This window comes from Microbacterium sp. NPDC089186 (genome assembly GCF_040685115.1).
GTDB classification, from domain to species: domain Bacteria; phylum Actinomycetota; class Actinomycetes; order Actinomycetales; family Microbacteriaceae; genus Microbacterium; species Microbacterium galbum.
On record NZ_JBFBHJ010000001.1, the window covers coordinates 671,066 to 685,217 of the forward strand.

General features: G+C 72.4%; 15 protein-coding genes and 1 pseudogene. 9 read left to right on the forward strand and 7 right to left on the reverse strand.

Features of this window, described 5'->3' with window-relative positions; translation table 11 throughout:
* Positions 1-60: 60 nt before the first annotated feature.
* The gene (locus AB0N82_RS03175) at positions 61-426 is read left to right on the forward strand and encodes a hypothetical protein (protein WP_315993990.1); all 366 of its coding nucleotides are present in this window, start codon (positions 61-63) and stop codon (positions 424-426) included.
* Positions 427-430: 4 nt separating this feature from the next.
* Here AB0N82_RS03175 and AB0N82_RS03180 read toward each other — a convergent pair whose 3' ends face one another.
* Positions 431-940, reverse strand: a complete 510-nt coding sequence (locus AB0N82_RS03180; RefSeq protein ID WP_363388027.1) for a hypothetical protein — start codon at positions 938-940, stop codon at positions 431-433.
* Positions 941-1,035: 95 nt separating this feature from the next.
* Between AB0N82_RS03180 and AB0N82_RS03185 the strand changes: the two genes are divergently transcribed.
* A complete protein-coding gene (locus tag AB0N82_RS03185) occupies positions 1,036-1,923 on the forward strand; it encodes an AraC family transcriptional regulator (RefSeq protein ID WP_363388030.1) in 888 nt (295 codons plus the stop codon).
* Positions 1,924-2,126: 203 nt separating this feature from the next.
* Here AB0N82_RS03185 and AB0N82_RS03190 read toward each other — a convergent pair whose 3' ends face one another.
* A complete protein-coding gene (locus tag AB0N82_RS03190; protein ID WP_315993993.1) occupies positions 2,127-3,326 on the reverse strand; it encodes an MFS transporter in 1,200 nt (399 codons plus the stop codon).
* An 88-nt stretch (positions 3,327-3,414) separates the two neighbouring features.
* Positions 3,415-4,500 (reverse strand): citrate synthase, encoded by a 1,086-nt coding sequence (locus AB0N82_RS03195; RefSeq protein ID WP_363388033.1) that lies wholly within the window; start codon positions 4,498-4,500, stop codon positions 3,415-3,417.
* Positions 4,501-4,552: 52 nt separating this feature from the next.
* Here AB0N82_RS03195 and AB0N82_RS03200 point away from each other — a divergent pair, with 52 nt between their 5' ends.
* The 3 genes from AB0N82_RS03200 to AB0N82_RS03210 are packed head-to-tail and all read left to right on the forward strand — an operon-like array spanning position 4,553 to position 6,405.
* On the forward strand, positions 4,553-5,728 hold the full coding sequence (locus AB0N82_RS03200) for a citrate synthase (RefSeq protein ID WP_363388036.1): 1,176 nt from the start codon (positions 4,553-4,555) through the stop codon (positions 5,726-5,728).
* Positions 5,729-5,764: 36 nt separating this feature from the next.
* Entirely contained in the window at positions 5,765-6,013 is a 249-nt protein-coding gene (locus AB0N82_RS03205; protein ID WP_315993996.1) for a type II toxin-antitoxin system prevent-host-death family antitoxin, read from the forward strand.
* 20 nt (positions 6,014-6,033) lie between these two features.
* A complete protein-coding gene (locus AB0N82_RS03210; RefSeq protein ID WP_363388039.1) occupies positions 6,034-6,405 on the forward strand; it encodes a type II toxin-antitoxin system VapC family toxin in 372 nt (123 codons plus the stop codon).
* Between the two features lie 128 nt (positions 6,406-6,533).
* On the opposite strand, the pseudogene AB0N82_RS03215 reads toward AB0N82_RS03210, so the two are convergent.
* The 3 genes and pseudogenes from AB0N82_RS03215 to glp all read right to left on the reverse strand — a co-directional run.
* Positions 6,534-6,824: pseudogene (locus AB0N82_RS03215) on the reverse strand (DUF1232 domain-containing protein); the annotation flags it as partial.
* Between the two features lie 6 nt (positions 6,825-6,830).
* Entirely contained in the window at positions 6,831-7,658 is an 828-nt protein-coding gene (locus AB0N82_RS03220) for a DUF6457 domain-containing protein (RefSeq protein ID WP_363388042.1), read from the reverse strand.
* On the reverse strand, positions 7,655-8,842 hold the full coding sequence (glp, locus tag AB0N82_RS03225) for a gephyrin-like molybdotransferase Glp (RefSeq protein ID WP_363388045.1): 1,188 nt from the start codon (positions 8,840-8,842) through the stop codon (positions 7,655-7,657). The genes AB0N82_RS03220 and glp overlap by 4 nt, the downstream gene beginning before the upstream one ends.
* Before the next feature lie 217 nt (positions 8,843-9,059).
* Here glp and AB0N82_RS03230 point away from each other — a divergent pair, with 217 nt between their 5' ends.
* From AB0N82_RS03230 to AB0N82_RS03245, 4 genes are all read left to right on the forward strand, one after another.
* Positions 9,060-9,545: a DUF1990 domain-containing protein gene (locus AB0N82_RS03230; RefSeq protein ID WP_363388048.1), complete on the forward strand. Its 486-nt coding sequence runs from the start codon at positions 9,060-9,062 to the stop codon at positions 9,543-9,545.
* A gap of 304 nt (positions 9,546-9,849) precedes the next feature.
* Complete coding sequence (locus AB0N82_RS03235; protein WP_363388051.1) at positions 9,850-10,818, forward strand: sugar ABC transporter permease; 969 nt, start codon at positions 9,850-9,852, stop codon at positions 10,816-10,818.
* A complete protein-coding gene (locus tag AB0N82_RS03240) occupies positions 10,818-11,753 on the forward strand; it encodes a carbohydrate ABC transporter permease (protein WP_363388054.1) in 936 nt (311 codons plus the stop codon). Before AB0N82_RS03235 ends, AB0N82_RS03240 begins: the two co-directional genes overlap by 1 nt.
* Before the next feature lie 27 nt (positions 11,754-11,780).
* Positions 11,781-13,145, forward strand: coding sequence for an extracellular solute-binding protein (locus tag AB0N82_RS03245; protein ID WP_363388057.1), 1,365 nt, complete (start codon positions 11,781-11,783; stop codon positions 13,143-13,145).
* Between the two features lie 63 nt (positions 13,146-13,208).
* On the opposite strand, the gene AB0N82_RS03250 is transcribed toward AB0N82_RS03245, so the two are convergent.
* Complete coding sequence (locus tag AB0N82_RS03250) at positions 13,209-14,147, reverse strand: Asp23/Gls24 family envelope stress response protein (protein WP_315994005.1); 939 nt, start codon at positions 14,145-14,147, stop codon at positions 13,209-13,211.
* Positions 14,148-14,152 lie beyond the last annotated feature (5 nt).

Consider the following 14,152-nt stretch of genomic DNA (forward strand, 5'->3'; position numbering starts at 1 on the left):
GAGGGACCACCGTCTGGTCAAGGCACACCGATAGCGCTTCCGACCTGGGAGGATCGACGCATGGCAGACGACGATCTCCCCGATTCGCTCGAACCGGCGACCGGCGTCCCGCCACGTGACGAGCCACCCGCGCCCCCGACCCCGAAGGGCGATCTGAGGGCCGTCTCGATCATCGCGATCGTCACGGGGGTGATCGTCATCGCCTGGTACCTGTTCATCGCGACGGCGCGCACGGTCGCCGAGATCGACCAGCTGCCGTGGATCCAGATCGGCATGTGGGTTCTCGCCGCGGTGTCGTTCGTGTGCGGCATCCTGAGCCTCAACGCGCGCATGGCGCGCGAACTGGCCGCCGCCGGCTTCATCGCCGGGGTCGCGGCGGGCCTGCTCTCGATCTCGATCGGGTTCTTCAGCGAACTGCTGACCTGACGCGTCAGCCGGCGCACTCCCGGCTGAGCTCGGTCAGCATCCACGCTCCGCTCGAGCGATCCAGGTGCACCGTCCCGCAGTCGCCGCTGTCGTAAGCCACGTCGAGGACCGCCTCGGTCGCCGTCTGGGAGACGACCTCCACCTCGACGTCGGCCGACATTCCGGTCGCGGCATACATCGCCGAGGTCTGGGTGACCAACGAGGTGCAGTCGGCGATGCCGGCGCCGAGCGCGTCGTTGTACTCCTGGATCAAGCGCTGCTGCAGGGGGTCGGTCAGGGCGCCGCACGCCGCGACCGTGTCGGCCGCCCGCACAGCGCTCCACCACGACCGGAAGGCCTCGACCGGCCCGGTATCGGGCGACGCCGACGCCGTGGCGACCGGGCTCGCGGCGGCCGAGGCGGTCGGAGCGCCGTCGTCGGGAGCGGGCTCGGATGCCGTCGGGCCGGTGCAGGCGGAGAGGACGAGGCCGGCTCCGACGAGCGCGGCGAGAAGCAGCGGGCGGGGGGATCGCATGCCTCCATCCTCGGCCAGGCGGCTCCGTGGTGCCAGTCGGGTGAGGTGGGCGTCACCGTGGAATACCCGGGCCTCGGGGCGGGTTCGACCGTGACATGACACCGTCGCACGCCCTCGAGCGCGCCTTCTCGCGCATCGACGTGTCGCCCGGCCACGCCCGGCGGCAACGTCTGGCGGCCGGTGATCGGCTCACCCTCGCACGCGGTGACGCGGCGCTGGTCTACCTGCTCGCCGGAGAGCTCACCGGCCGCGCCTCGCAGCGATCGGCGTACGCGGTCGACGCCCCGTCCGGCGCCGCGGCGACGATCGCCGGCGACCGCACGCTCCTCGCGGGTGACGCCGTCGTCTCGCTCGGATGCCACGCCCTCACCTTGACGTCGCAGTCCGGCGCCGAGGTCACGGTCGTGCCGCTCGCCCTCACCCCCACGAGCGACACCCGCGCACTGCCGCCGGTCGTGTTCGTCAGCGACTTCGCGCGTGCCGAGCCCGCCGCCGCCGGACTGGCCGCGCACCTCGGCATCCCGGCACCCGAGGTCAAGAGCCCGCGCGGCGGCGACGGCACGATCTGCAAGCTCATGGTCACGACGGTGCTGCTGTCAGCGCTGCGCGCGTGGGCGGCGACCGCGCACGAGCAGGCCTGGCCGCCCCGCACCGACGACCCCTTCCTCGCGCGGGTGGTCTCGGCGGTGATCGACGAGCCCGGTCGCGAGTGGAGCATCGATCAGCTCGCGGCCCTGGGCGCCATGTCGCGGTCGGTGTTCGCGGCGCGGTTCCGGCAGGTGTTCGGCACCTCGCCCGCGTCGTACGTGACCGAGGTGCGCATGCGGCGGGCGAAAGACCTGCTGGATGCCGGAACCGGCGTCTCCGAGACCTCCCGGGCCCTGGGCTACGCCTCCGACGAAGGCTTCCGACGGGCGTTCCGTCGCCACGTCGGCGTCGCGCCGTCGGCATGGCGGGCGGGTCGGCGCGAGCTCGCGGTCTGACCCGGCGGGGTTGCGGGTCGCGGGCCCGGTTCGGGACGCGGTCCCGATGCCCGGCGTTCGGGCCGCGATCCGGCGTTCGGGGCGGAAGAATGCTGCCCCGAACGGAGGGATGCGCCCCGAACCCCGAGCGTCCCGCCCCGTAGCCGCAGCAATGCGCCCCGACCCCCGAGCACCCCGCCTCGCGGTCCCGGCTCCACCGCGGCTCAGGGCCGAGCGGACCGCCGCTCGCGCACCGACACTCCGAACAGCACGGCGCCGATGACGAGGAGCGCGATGCCGATGGCATCCACCGTCTGCACGCTCGTCGCGTCGACGAGGATGCCGCCCACACCTGCAGCGATGGTGATCGCGAGCTGGAACCCCGTGACGACGAGGCTCCCGCCGGCCTCGAGGCGGTCGGGCATTCGGTGGCCGACCCACGTGTTGACGATGATCAGCCACGACGAGAAGAAGAAGCCCCAGACCGCGACGGCGATCGCGACGACCGCGAGCGACCCGGGCATCAGCATGACGGCCGCGATCGCGAGGGCGATGGCGAGGGGTCCGACGACGGCGAGACGCGCGAAGGCGCGGTCGACGACGAGGCCGACGAGGATGTTGCCGACGAATCCGCCCACGCCGAAGAGGGCGAGCAGCAGCACGATCGTGCCCGCGTCGACGTCGGGGATGCGCTCGAGCGAGAGACGCACGTAGGTGTACGCGACGAAGTGCCCCAGCACGACGAGCACGTGCCCGGCCATGCCACCCGTGTTGCCCGGGCGCCGGAGGGTGTCGAACAGGATGCCGAGACTCGACGCCGCGGCCGGCGGCACCGGGGGCAGCGCCACGCGCACCGCGACGCCCACGGCCGCGGTCGCGACGGCGACGAGGAGGAAGGCCAGGCGCCAGTCGAGCGCCTCGCTCAGGGCCACCCCGATCGGGACGCCCGCGACCGTGGCCAGGGAGAGGCCGGCGGAGCCGAACATCATGGCCCGTCCGATGCGGTCGGGGCTCGACAGGCGCGCGGCGACCGTGATCGACATCGACCAGAACGCGCTGATCGCGGCTCCCAGCAGGAAACGGGCGACGAGGATCGCGGGCAGGCTCGGCGCGATCGCCACGACCAGGCTCGAGACGGTGGCCGAGGCGGCCGCGCCGACCAGCAGCGTGCGTCGGTCGAGACGCGGCAGCAGCAGCCCCACGGTGGGGGCGAACAGGAGCCCGGCGAGCGCGGTGACGGTGACCGTCTGACCGGCCTGACCCGCGGTGACGCCGAGCGAGGCAGCCATCTCGGTGAGCACGCCGTTGGGGAGGAACTCGGCGGTGACGAGCAGGAAGCTCAGCAGCATGACGACGATCAGTCCGCCGTAACGCATCGTGGACGGCCCGGCGACGGGCGTGGGAACGGGAGCGGTGGTGGTCATCCTCCGATGCTCGCGGGCGATCGTGGTTCGCGCCGGACCGTTCGTCCGCGGCATCCGACCGATCGTCCGGGGGACCGTGGGCCCCTCCTCAGCGCATCAGCGCCGGCCCCACGTACCGCGCCGAGGGCCGGATGATCTTCGGGTCGCGCGCCTGTTCGAGCACGTGCGCCGTCCAGCCGATCGTCCGGGCGAGGGCGAAGGTCGGCGTGAACATCTCACGGGGGATGCCGCACTGCTCCATCACGACGGCGGCGAAGAACTCGACGTTCGCCCGGAGGGGCCGCTCCGGATGCCGCGCGGCGAGCTGCCGCTCCGCCTCCGCCTGGAACGCCAGCGCCTGCTGCACCCGGTCGCCGCCGAGACCGCGCGCGATCTCGCGCAGGAGCTCCGACCGCGGATCCGCCGCGCGATACACCGCGTGCCCGAAGCCCATGAGTCGTCGTCCGGCCGACAACTCCCCCGCGATCCACGCGCCGGGGTCGGCGCCCGCGGCGTCGAGGCTGTCGAGGGCGCGCGCCGGAGCTCCCCCGTGAAGCGGTCCCGACAGCGCCCCGAGCGCAGCGGTCAGGCACGCCGCCATGTCGGCCCCGGTCGACGCGACGACCCGAGCCGTGAACGTCGAGGCGTTGAAGCCGTGGTCCATCGCCGCGACGAGGTAGGCCGACAGGGCGCGCACGTGCACGTCATCGGGGACGACGCCGGACACACGCTCGAGGTAGTCCGACACGAGGCCGCGGCCCGCCGGCATCCGTTCCGCAGCCGGAGCGAGTGCGAGCGGCGCCATCGCGGCGAAGGCGATCGCCTCGTCGAGCCTCCCGGACTCGTCGAGGTCGTAGAGCGCCGGGGAGCGGCGGAGGGATGCCGCCAGCGTCCACACCGCGCGGAGCACCGCGAGCGGGTGGTCGCTGTGCTCCCGCACGGCGGCGATCAGAGGCGGCATCCGGTCGTCCGCCTGCGCCGCGGCGATCCGCTCGGCGAAGGCGCCCGGGTCATCGGGCAGCCCGCCGACGACGAGGAGGTGCCAGACGTCCTCGAAGGTGCGGGTGCGGGCCAGGTCGACCGCGGAGTGGCCGCGGTACTGGTAGAAGCCGGCCGTGCCGTCGACGTCGCTGATGGCCGTCTCGGCGGCCACGACGCCGTTGAGTCCGCGGGGCACCTCGATCAGATCGCTCATGCGCTCAGTGTGCGAACATGACGTCGACAGCGTCAACGTTGATCGGATCAAGATGCCAGCGCCCCTCCCCCGCCTCACCGCCGCCCAAGCCGCCGCCCGACTCGGCGTCAAGCCCGAGACGGTGTACGCCTACGTCTCCCGCGGGCTGCTCGGCCGCGAGCGCGACGCGCGCGGATCGACCTTCGACGCCCTCGAGGTCGAGGCCTTCGCGACCGGGAGGCGACGCGCCGCCGCACAGGCGCCCTCGCACCCCACCACCGGCATGCCGCTGGGGGTCGTGCACACCGACATCGCCGACATCGAGGACGACGAGCTGCTCTACCGCGGTCGCCGCGCCCGCGATCTCGTCGACCGCCCGTTCGCCGAGGTCGTCGCGTGGCTCTGGGATGCCGAGCGCGTCGATGCCCCCGACCCCGCCATCGGGAGCGCGCGCGAAATGGTGGCGGCGCTGCCGCCGCACGCCGGTGCCATGGACCGCCTGCGCGCCGCCCTCACCGGCTTCGCCGCCGACGATCCCCTGCGGCACGACGCCTCGCCGGCCACGCTGCACCGCATCGGGTGGACGCTGCTGACCGGTCTCCCGGTCGCCCTCGGCGGTGACCCCGACCACGACATCGCGCTGTCGCTGGCCCGGGCGTGGAACGCCCCGGCATCCGTCGGCTCCGCCGTCAACGCGGCTCTCGTGCTGCTCATCGATCACGACCTCGCGGTCTCGACATTCGCCGCCCGTGTGGCCGCGTCGGCGCGCGCCGACGGATACGCCGCCGTCAGCGCCGCCCTCGGGGCGGCGGATTCCCCCCTGCACATCTCCGCCGCCACGCGCACGGCACGGCTGCTCACGCGTGTGCGCCGGGGCCTCGACCCCGAGCGGGCCTTGGCCGAGGCGCTGCAGGACGGCAACGGCATCCCCGGCTTCGGCCACCCGCTCTATCGCGACGTCGACGACCGCGCCGACGCCCTCTTCCCGTTCATCGCCGCTCTCCCCGACGGGGCCGCGACGATGGATGCCGTGCACCGGCTCTCGGAGGTCGTCGCCGCGCGGGCGCGCCTGCGGCCCAACGTGGATCTGGCGCTGGCCGCGTTGGCATCCGCCGCCCGTCTGCCCGAGGACGCCGCGAGCACGATCTTCGTCGTCGGCCGACTCGCGGGGTGGATCGCGCACATCGCCGCGGAGTACGCCGAGCCCGCGATGCGGCTTCGCCCGAGGGGCGAATACGTGGGGCGGTAGAGTCGGTCTAGCCAGGTACATGGCTAGGATGCGGCCATGATGTACAACGTCCTGGAGGCGCGCAACAATCTGTCGCGGCTGATCGCCGACGTCGAATCGGGAGCAGAAGTCACCATCGCGAGACGCGGCGTTCCCGTGGCACGGATCGTTCCGTTCGACGCGGCGGAACCACCTGGGACCGCCGTCGCGACGTGGCTGCGAGAGAATCCGTTGACGCCGGAGCTGGCGCGACCCGTCGAGCAGATCGAGGAGATCATCGCCGAGAACCGGGTCGCCGGAGCGTGATCTACGTCGACAGTTGCCTGGTGATCTATGCGGTCGAGCGCGACGACGAGCTCGGCGACCGGGCCCGCCAGGCGCTGGCCGAGACGGACTCCGCCCTGGCCGCGAGTCCGCTCGTCATGCTCGAAGCCATGGTCGGTCCGATGCGCGACGGGTACGCCGAGCCGCAGCTGCGGATGTGGAGCATCTTCGAGCGCTTCGAGATGTTGTCGGCCGGGCCCGACGCCTATCTGAGCGCGGCGCGCCTGCGGGCGAGGAACCCGGGTCTGCGGACGGCGGACGCTCTGCACCTCGCCATCGCCCAGCACGCGGGGTGTTCGCGCCTGTGGACGAACGACTCGCGTCTCGCCGCGATCGCGCACGACTTCGCCGTCGACGTCCTGACGGCGGCCTGACCCTCACCGCGCGCGCCGACCAGCGTCAGCACGCTTCGCAGCCCCTCCGGCGTCCCCGGCCAGTGCCGCTCGATCGCCGGCATCCCCGCGTGCCGGATCGCGAAGCGCAGAGCGATCACGACCACGATCGCGTCGTCGGCATAGCCGATCACCGGGAGGAAGTCGGGGATGAGGTCGATCGGGAGCAGCAGATACACCAGCAGTCCGCCCAGCCACCACCGCGTCGCCCGCGGCACCGTCGGGTCAGCCGCCACCCGGCGGATCAGTCGCACCATGTCGGGCGCCAGACGCAGCACGGCACGCCAATCGACCGCCCCGCCCGAGCGCTTCTGCTGCACCCACAGCACCGCCACGAGGGCCAGCCACAGGATGACGAGACCGGCGAGCACACCGAGGACGACGGCGAGCCACTCCGGCATCGCGGATCAGCGACTCTCCCAATCGCGCGCCAGCTCGACGACGGCGGCGACGGCGGCCGCGGTGTCGGCGGGCGTCCCGCCGGTGCGGCCCGCGACGAGTCCGGCCACGAAGGCGCTGAGCGGAGCGGCGGGGCGGGCGACGCCGTTCGCGACGTCGCGAGCGAGGTCGAGGATGAGCGAGATGGGGATGTCGCCGTCGGCCAGGCCGAAGCGTTCGGCGAGCGCGGCGCTCCAGTCGTTCAGCGCCTCGGGGGGCAGGGTGCGGTTCTCGGTCATGGCTCCTCCTCGGGCTCTGCGGAGATCGTCCCACGTGTCGATGTCGTGCGTCTCGCTCGCGGGGGCCGGGATCGATGCGATCGCCAGCCCCCCGAGCAACGCGCGCATCGAGGCATCGCGCCCCGCATCGGGAAGAGCGGATGCCGCTGCCCGCAGCGCCGCGGTGCGATACCGGCCGAGGAGCCACTGGCGTCGGCCGTCGTCGAGACATGCCCCGTCGGTTCCGGGCGGCAGCGGGAAAGCGAGCCGCTCGACGGGCGCAGCCGGTGCGGCGAGGTCGCAGGCGATGACGTACACCTCGTCGGCATCCACCGCGTCCAGCGCCGCGACGGCGGCGGCGACCGGACCACCGAAGGGCGGGTCCTCGCGCACCCACTCCACGTCGAGGGAGGCGTCGAGCACCGGTGCGACGACGACGATGCGCCGCGCGCCGCCGGCTCGCACCGCGGCGACCGCGGCGGCGAGCAGCGTCGAGCCCCCGACCTCGAAGAGCGGCTTCACCGCACCTCCGACCCGCGAGCCGCGACCACCGGCGAGCAGGATCGCGTCGACGCTCACCACAGGGCCACCGACACCGTGTCGCCCGCGACGAGATCGGCCGTGGTCGGCGGGATCACCGCGAGCCCCTCGGCGGTGCCGAATCCCCGGGTGCCGCGGGCCGTGGGCGTCGCCCACCACCGCGCGGGATCGCTGCGGTCGATCGTCACGGGGACGTATTGCGTCTTGTCGGCCCTCGCCCGCCACCCGGCGGCGAGCGCGATCCGCACACGCGCACGGCTCGGCTCGACGTCGCCCTCGAGCGCGCGCAGCGCCGGGCGCACGAACAGCTCGAACGACACCGCCGCGCTCACGGGATTACCCGGGAGCCCGAAGAGCAGCAGACCGCCCGGGGCGCGCCCGAAGCCCTGGGGCTTGCCCGGCTGCATGCGCACGCGGTCGAACCGCATGAGGTCGCCGAGGGTGTTCTTCACGACCTCGTACGCGCCCGCGCTCACGCCGCCCGAGAAGACGACGACGTCGGCGCCGGCGGCCTCGGCGGCGGCGATCGCGCGGCGCGGACCGTCGCCGGAGTCGTCGACGCTCGTGCGCAGCACGACCTCGGCCCCGACCTCTTCGGCAAGGCCGGCGAGCAGCACGCTGTTCGACTCCGGGATCCGCCCTCGACGCAGCTCGGCGCCGGGCGCGACGAGCTCCGACCCGGTCGACACCACGGCCACGCGGGCGGCGCGCGAGACCTCGACGACGCCGACACCGGATGCCGCGATCGCGCCGATCCGCGCTGCGGTCAGGCGCACGCCGGCCTCGACGACGAGTTCGCCCGCCCGCACGTCCGAGCCGCGGCGGCGGATGTGCGCGCCCGGCGCCCGCGGGGCGACGACGACGTCGACGGGCTCGAGGCCCCCGTCGAGACCGCGCGCGGTGTCTTCGAACGGGACGACGGCGGTGGCGTCGGTGGGCACGGGCGCCCCGGTCATGATGCGAGCGGCGTCGCCGGCATCCATCCGCGGGTCGAGGTCGGTGCCGGCGGGGAGGTCGGCGACCACGCGCAGGGTCGCCGGGGCGTCGAGGTCGCGCACGGCGAAGCCGTCCATCGCGGAGGAGTCGAAGCCCGGCACGTCGACGGCGGCCGTGACCGGATGCCGGAGCACCCGGCCGCGCGCGGCGGCGACGTCGCGCGGCTCGGGGTCGAGGGGCCGCACCGCCTCGAGGATCGTCGCGAGGTGCTCGGCGACGTCGATCACGCGGCGGATCCGGGGAGGAGGAGGGGCATGTGCTCAGCGTAGGCGCGACGCGGGCGTCGCTGCCCGGCGCCGGCGGAGCCGGGGCCGATGGTCCGTGCCGATGCGCGGGCGCACGCACGGTCGCCGCGGCACGCGTGCACTCGGACGTCTTCGCGCGCCGCGAAGGGGCGCCCGCAACCCGAAGGCGGCGGGCATCCCGCCCCGCTACCGTGGCGGCATGGACGACCTGACCTACACGGAGGTCGGCGCGACCGCCGGCGAGATGCCCGCGGGCTCCCACCACGTACGCGCCCACCGGGTGATCGGCCGCGGGTCGGACGTCTTCGCGCGCGCCGCCGATGCCCTCCTCGCGGGTGAGGCGCAGCGCCGGGCGGGAGCGCGCGTCGTGCTGAGCGAGACGCCGATGCGCGAGGGCACCCGCGTGACGATGCGCCTGGGGGTCGGCATCCTGAGCTTCCGTATCCCGTGCCTCGTGGTGTGGGCCGAACGCACCGACACCGTCGCGGGATTCGCCTACGGCACGCTGCCGGGGCACCCCGAGCGCGGGGAGGAACGGTTCACGCTCACGCTGCGACCGTCGGGCGAGGTGGTGTTCGACATCGCCGCGTTCTCGCGCCCGGGGCGCTGGTTCACGCGGGTCGGTGCGCCGGTCGGTCGCCTCGTGCAGGCGTGGATGACCCGGCGCTACCTCCGCGCACTCTGACGGCGCCGCGGTCCGCCCCGCGCGACGCCCCCGCGAGACGCACGATCCGCGCGGGATCACGCCCGCCGATGGCGTCGGTCGGCGTGCGATGGCGTGCCGATCGTGCGATCTCGCGGAGGGATGCCGCGCCGTCGGCCCGGCCGAGCGCTTATCGCACGTCGCCGACGTCTTGGCAACGCCCTGGACCTTCTCGGAGCACTTCCCGACCCTGGCGAAGCGCTTCTCGATGCCGAGACGGCGCGCGAAAGGAGAAGACAATGCGCGACATCATCCCCGGGTCCTCCGCCGCCGACCGGCCCTGCCGGTGACCGTCTCCTCCACCCCTGCCACCGAGAGCGACACCGCCGGAAAGCACCGCCGACCTCCTCGACAGAGGGTCAAATACAACCGCCGCGAAGCGATCGCGGGCTACCTGTTCATCTCGCCGTGGATCATCGGCTTCCTCGTCTTCACGGCGGGGGCGATGATCTACAGCCTCGTCATCTCGTTCTCGAGCTACAACCTCGCCACCGGCGCCGCACGACCGGTCGGGGCCACCAACTACGCCCAGCTCTTCGAAGACCCGCGGGTGGCCGTGTCACTCGGCAACACCCTGTTCTACGCCGTCATGGCGGTGCCGCTCGAGATCGCCTTCGCTCTCTTCCTGGCGCTGCTGCTGAGCCGCGTCGGTCGCGGTGCGGGCATCTTCCGCACGCTCTACTACCTGCCCAAGATGACGCCGGCCGTGGCGACGGCGGCCGTTTTCTTCCTGCTGCTCAACGGCAACTCCGGCGCGATCAACCAGGCACTCGGGGCCATCGGCATCCAGGGTCCGCAATGGCTCGTCGACCCCGCATGGGTCAAGCCGAGCATCGTCATCATGGCACTGTGGACCGTCAGCGGCACCATGGTGATCTTCCTCGCGGCGATCAAGAACGTGCCCGTCGACCTGTACGAGGTCGCGCAGATCGACGGCGCCGGGCCGGTCCGCCGGTTCTTCTCGATCACCCTGCCGATGATCTCGGGCGCGATGTTCTTCAACGTCATCGTGCTGACGATCGCTGCGTTCCAGGTGTTCGACCAGGCGTACCTGCTGTTCTGGCGCGATCAGAGCAACGCCTCGCCCGAGGCATCCCTGTTCTACGCGATCTACCTCTTCCAGCAGGCGTTCCGGCAGTTCAATTTCGGTTTCGCGGCCGCCATGGCATGGCTGCTGTTCGTGATCATCCTGCTCATCACGCTCGTGCAGGTGCGCCTGGGCAACCGCTTCGTCTACTACGAGGGAGACCGCTGATGGCCACGACCCTGCAGACGCCCGGGGTCGAGCAGGCGCGTCCCGAACTCGTCGTCCCGCCCCGCAGACGCTGGCGCCGGGCGCTCAGCCAGCCGAAGACCCTCGCCGGCCGCGTCGCGCTCGCGGCGGTGCTGGTGCTGTTCGCGCTGCTGTTCCTCTATCCCTTCGCATGGTTGCTCGCGGCGAGCCTCAAGCCGCGCGGCGAGGTGTTCGACAACGCCCTCATCCCGAAGACGTTCCTGCCGGGCAACTACGCCGAGGTGTGGAACCAGCTGCCGCTGCTGAACTGGATGTTCAACAGCGTCGCGATCGCCCTGCTCGCCGCCACCACCGTGGCGGTGATGAGCTCGATCGTCGCCTTCGGCTTCGCCTACTTCCGCTTCCCCGGCCGCGGACTGCTGTTCGGCCTCGTGCTGGCCACGATGATGCTGCCGGGCGCGGTGACGATGATCCCGATCTACCTGATCTGGAAGGAGACGGGCCTGCTCGGCACGTGGGTGCCGCTGTGGGGCATGAACCTGTTCGGCAGCGCCTTCTACATCTTCCTGCAGCGGCAGTTCTTCCTCGGCGTGCCGCGCGAGCTGTTCGAGGCGGCGCGGCTCGACGGCTGCAGCGCCTGGGGACTGTTCTGGCGCATCGCGATGCCGCTGTCGATCCCCTCCTTCATCATCGTGTTCCTCTTCGAGTTCCAGGCCAGTTGGAACAACCTGCAGGCGGCGCTCATCTACCTGAACGCCGGCAGCGTCGAGGATTTCACCGCCCCGCTCGGCATCGCCTACGCGATGACGAAGTACAGCCCGAGTGCGGGCGGTCAGGGCGATTACCAGTACGTGATGGTCGCCTCTCTCCTGGTGACCCTCCCGATGCTCATCATCTTCGCCTTCGGCCAGCGGTACTTCGTCGAAGGCGTCGCCACCCAAGGCCGTAAGGGCTGAGATCCCCCCGTCCCGAAAGGACCCATCATGCGCAAGCGCTCCCTCGCCGGTGTCGCCGCGGTCGCGGCATCCGCCCTCCTCCTGACTTCCTGCAGCGGTGGCGGCGCCGAGGAGCAGGCGGCCGACGTCGACTTCTCCGCCACGCCGAGCGGCGCCCTCGCGGCGTGGGGCTTCGAGAACGCCGACGACGTGGGCCAGTCGCGCCTCGACTATGCCGCGGAGCAGCTCCCCGACGTGCAGGTGACCCTGGATGCCACGGCCTTCGACGCGCAGAAATTCACGACCCGCATCGCCGGCGGCAATGTGCCCGACGTCGTGCAGATGGACCGCCGGTACGTGACGACCTACGCCGCTCAAGGGCTGCTGATGCCGCTCGATGCGTGCTTCGAGGCGAAGGGCGTGACCCCCACCGACCGGTGGTACCAGAACGTCGTGGACGACGTCACGTACGAGGACGCCGTCTACGCGGTGTCGCAGTTCTATCAGCCGCCGGCGATCCTGCTGAACATGAACGTGCTGAACGAGGCGGGCGTGAGCCCCGACGCCTTCGACACCTCCGACATGGACGGCCTCCTCGCCGCGATCGGCAAGATCTATCAGGGCTCGGGCAGCACCCCGACCCGCCTCGGATTCGATCCCGTCGCCACCGGACAGGGCGGCCTGTGGGTGCTGGGAATGGGCGGCCAGCTCACCGACGACACCGGCAAGCCCACCCTCGACGACCCCTCGAACGCCGCGGGCATCGACGCACTGAAGAGGATCACCGACGCGCAAGGCGGGTACGCCGCGGTGAAGAGCTTCACCGACTCGTTCGACACCTTCGGCGACGCGAACCAGTTCGTGTCGAACCAGGTCGGCGCGCAGGTCGCCAACCAGTGGTACCCGAACGTGCTGAGCGCCTACCGCGATCAGATCTCCCTGCAGGCGGTCCCCTTCCGCGATGCCGAGGGCCAGCCGTTCTCCCTCGCCTCCGGCACCGCGTTCGTGATCCCCGCCGGGGCGAAGAACCCCGCCGCGGCGTGCGCGTGGATGACCGATCTGACCTCGACCGAGGCGTGGATGGCGGCCGGCGCCGCGCGCGCCGCGACCATCGAGGGCAAGGGCGGACTCAACACGGGCCTGTTCACCGGGTCGCCCGAGGCCGACGAGAAGATCCGGTCGCAGTACGTCACGCCCACCGGCGACAGCGGGTTCGATCAGGTCATCTCCACCTACTACGACGTCGTCGGCTCCGGCCGGTCGTTCGGTTCGTCTCCCGCCGGCCAGGACATTCAGAACGAGCTGAACAACGCCATCACCGCGGCTCTGCTGGGCGACAAGACGACCGAGCAGGCCCTGGCCGACGCGCAGCAGGCCGCGCAGCGCGCGTACGACAACGCGACGGCGCAGTAGGCCTCGCCTCACGACGAGAGGGCGCCCCCGCCGAAGCCGGGGCGCCCTCTCACGTCTGTGATCTCAGCTCCGCGGTCGCTCGTCCTCCACGACCGACTGCACGCCGTCGACGGCCGGCGTCTCGTCGTCGGCGCGCACCTCGTCGGCCGCGATCGCGATGTCGACCGCGGCGTCTTCGAGCGCCTCGGCGACGACGTCGCGCACGTCGGCGCGCTCCTCGACACCGCGCACGTCGGCGCGCTCGCTCTCGGCGACGGGGTCGGTGCTGTCCAGGGCCGAGCCCTCGTCGGTCGGCTCGAGACCCTCGGTCACGCGGTCGGCGGCGTCGATGTCGGCCTCCGCCTGCTCTCGGCGCGTGGCCTCGGCGTTCTGACGGGCGAACTCTCCGGCCGCAGCGGCCGCTCCGGCGGCGAGGTCGGAGGCGGCGTCCTTCGCGTCGCCGAGCGCCTTCGCGGCGTCATCGGCCTTCTCGCGCACGACGGCAGCAGCGTCGGCCGTCTGCTCGCGCACCGCCGCCGACGCGGCATCCGCCCTCTCCTTCGCCTCACCGGCGATCTCGCGGGCGCGGTCGCCCGCCGCCTCCGCCTTCTCGCGCACGACGGCCGTCGCGGCGTCCGCCTTCTCCTCCGCCTCGGCGACGACGTCGCGGTCGAACGGGCCGAAGACGCCGGTCACGACCACGTCGACGTCGATGCGCCCGCGTCCGAGCGGCTCGAGGGCCGTGCGGACGGCGGTACGCACCGCGTCCGACACCTCGTGGAGCTTGTGCGGATAGTCGACGACCAGCGAGATCGTCGCCGTGACCGAATCGGCGCGGTCGGTGTCGATCTTCACGCCGGGAGCGGTGCTGGCCAGGCCCACGCGCTCACGGACGGCATCCGACGCGCGGCCGAGCAGGCTGCCCAGGGCGTGGACGCCCGGCACGGAGCCGGCAGCCGTGGCGGCGAGGCTCGCCGCGGCATCCAGGTCGGGCGGGTCGATGGTGGCATCGATGGTGGTCATGACGT

Excerpts from the sequence above, each read along its gene's own strand:
- AB0N82_RS03175 (WP_315993990.1), top strand. The coding sequence starts at position 61 with ATGGCAGACGACGATCTCCCCGATTCGCTCGAACCGGCGACCGGCGTC.
- AB0N82_RS03180 (WP_363388027.1), bottom strand. The coding sequence starts at position 940 with ATGCGATCCCCCCGCCCGCTGCTTCTCGCCGCGCTCGTCGGAGCCGGC.
- AB0N82_RS03185 (WP_363388030.1), top strand. The coding sequence starts at position 1,036 with ATGACACCGTCGCACGCCCTCGAGCGCGCCTTCTCGCGCATCGACGTG.
- AB0N82_RS03190 (WP_315993993.1), bottom strand. The coding sequence starts at position 3,326 with ATGACCACCACCGCTCCCGTTCCCACGCCCGTCGCCGGGCCGTCCACG.
- AB0N82_RS03195 (WP_363388033.1), bottom strand. The coding sequence starts at position 4,500 with ATGAGCGATCTGATCGAGGTGCCCCGCGGACTCAACGGCGTCGTGGCC.
- AB0N82_RS03200 (WP_363388036.1), top strand. The coding sequence starts at position 4,553 with ATGCCAGCGCCCCTCCCCCGCCTCACCGCCGCCCAAGCCGCCGCCCGA.
- AB0N82_RS03205 (WP_315993996.1), top strand. The coding sequence starts at position 5,765 with ATGATGTACAACGTCCTGGAGGCGCGCAACAATCTGTCGCGGCTGATC.
- AB0N82_RS03230 (WP_363388048.1), top strand. The coding sequence starts at position 9,060 with ATGGACGACCTGACCTACACGGAGGTCGGCGCGACCGCCGGCGAGATG.
- AB0N82_RS03240 (WP_363388054.1), top strand. The coding sequence starts at position 10,818 with ATGGCCACGACCCTGCAGACGCCCGGGGTCGAGCAGGCGCGTCCCGAA.
- AB0N82_RS03245 (WP_363388057.1), top strand. The coding sequence starts at position 11,781 with ATGCGCAAGCGCTCCCTCGCCGGTGTCGCCGCGGTCGCGGCATCCGCC.
- AB0N82_RS03250 (WP_315994005.1), bottom strand. The coding sequence starts at position 14,147 with ATGACCACCATCGATGCCACCATCGACCCGCCCGACCTGGATGCCGCG.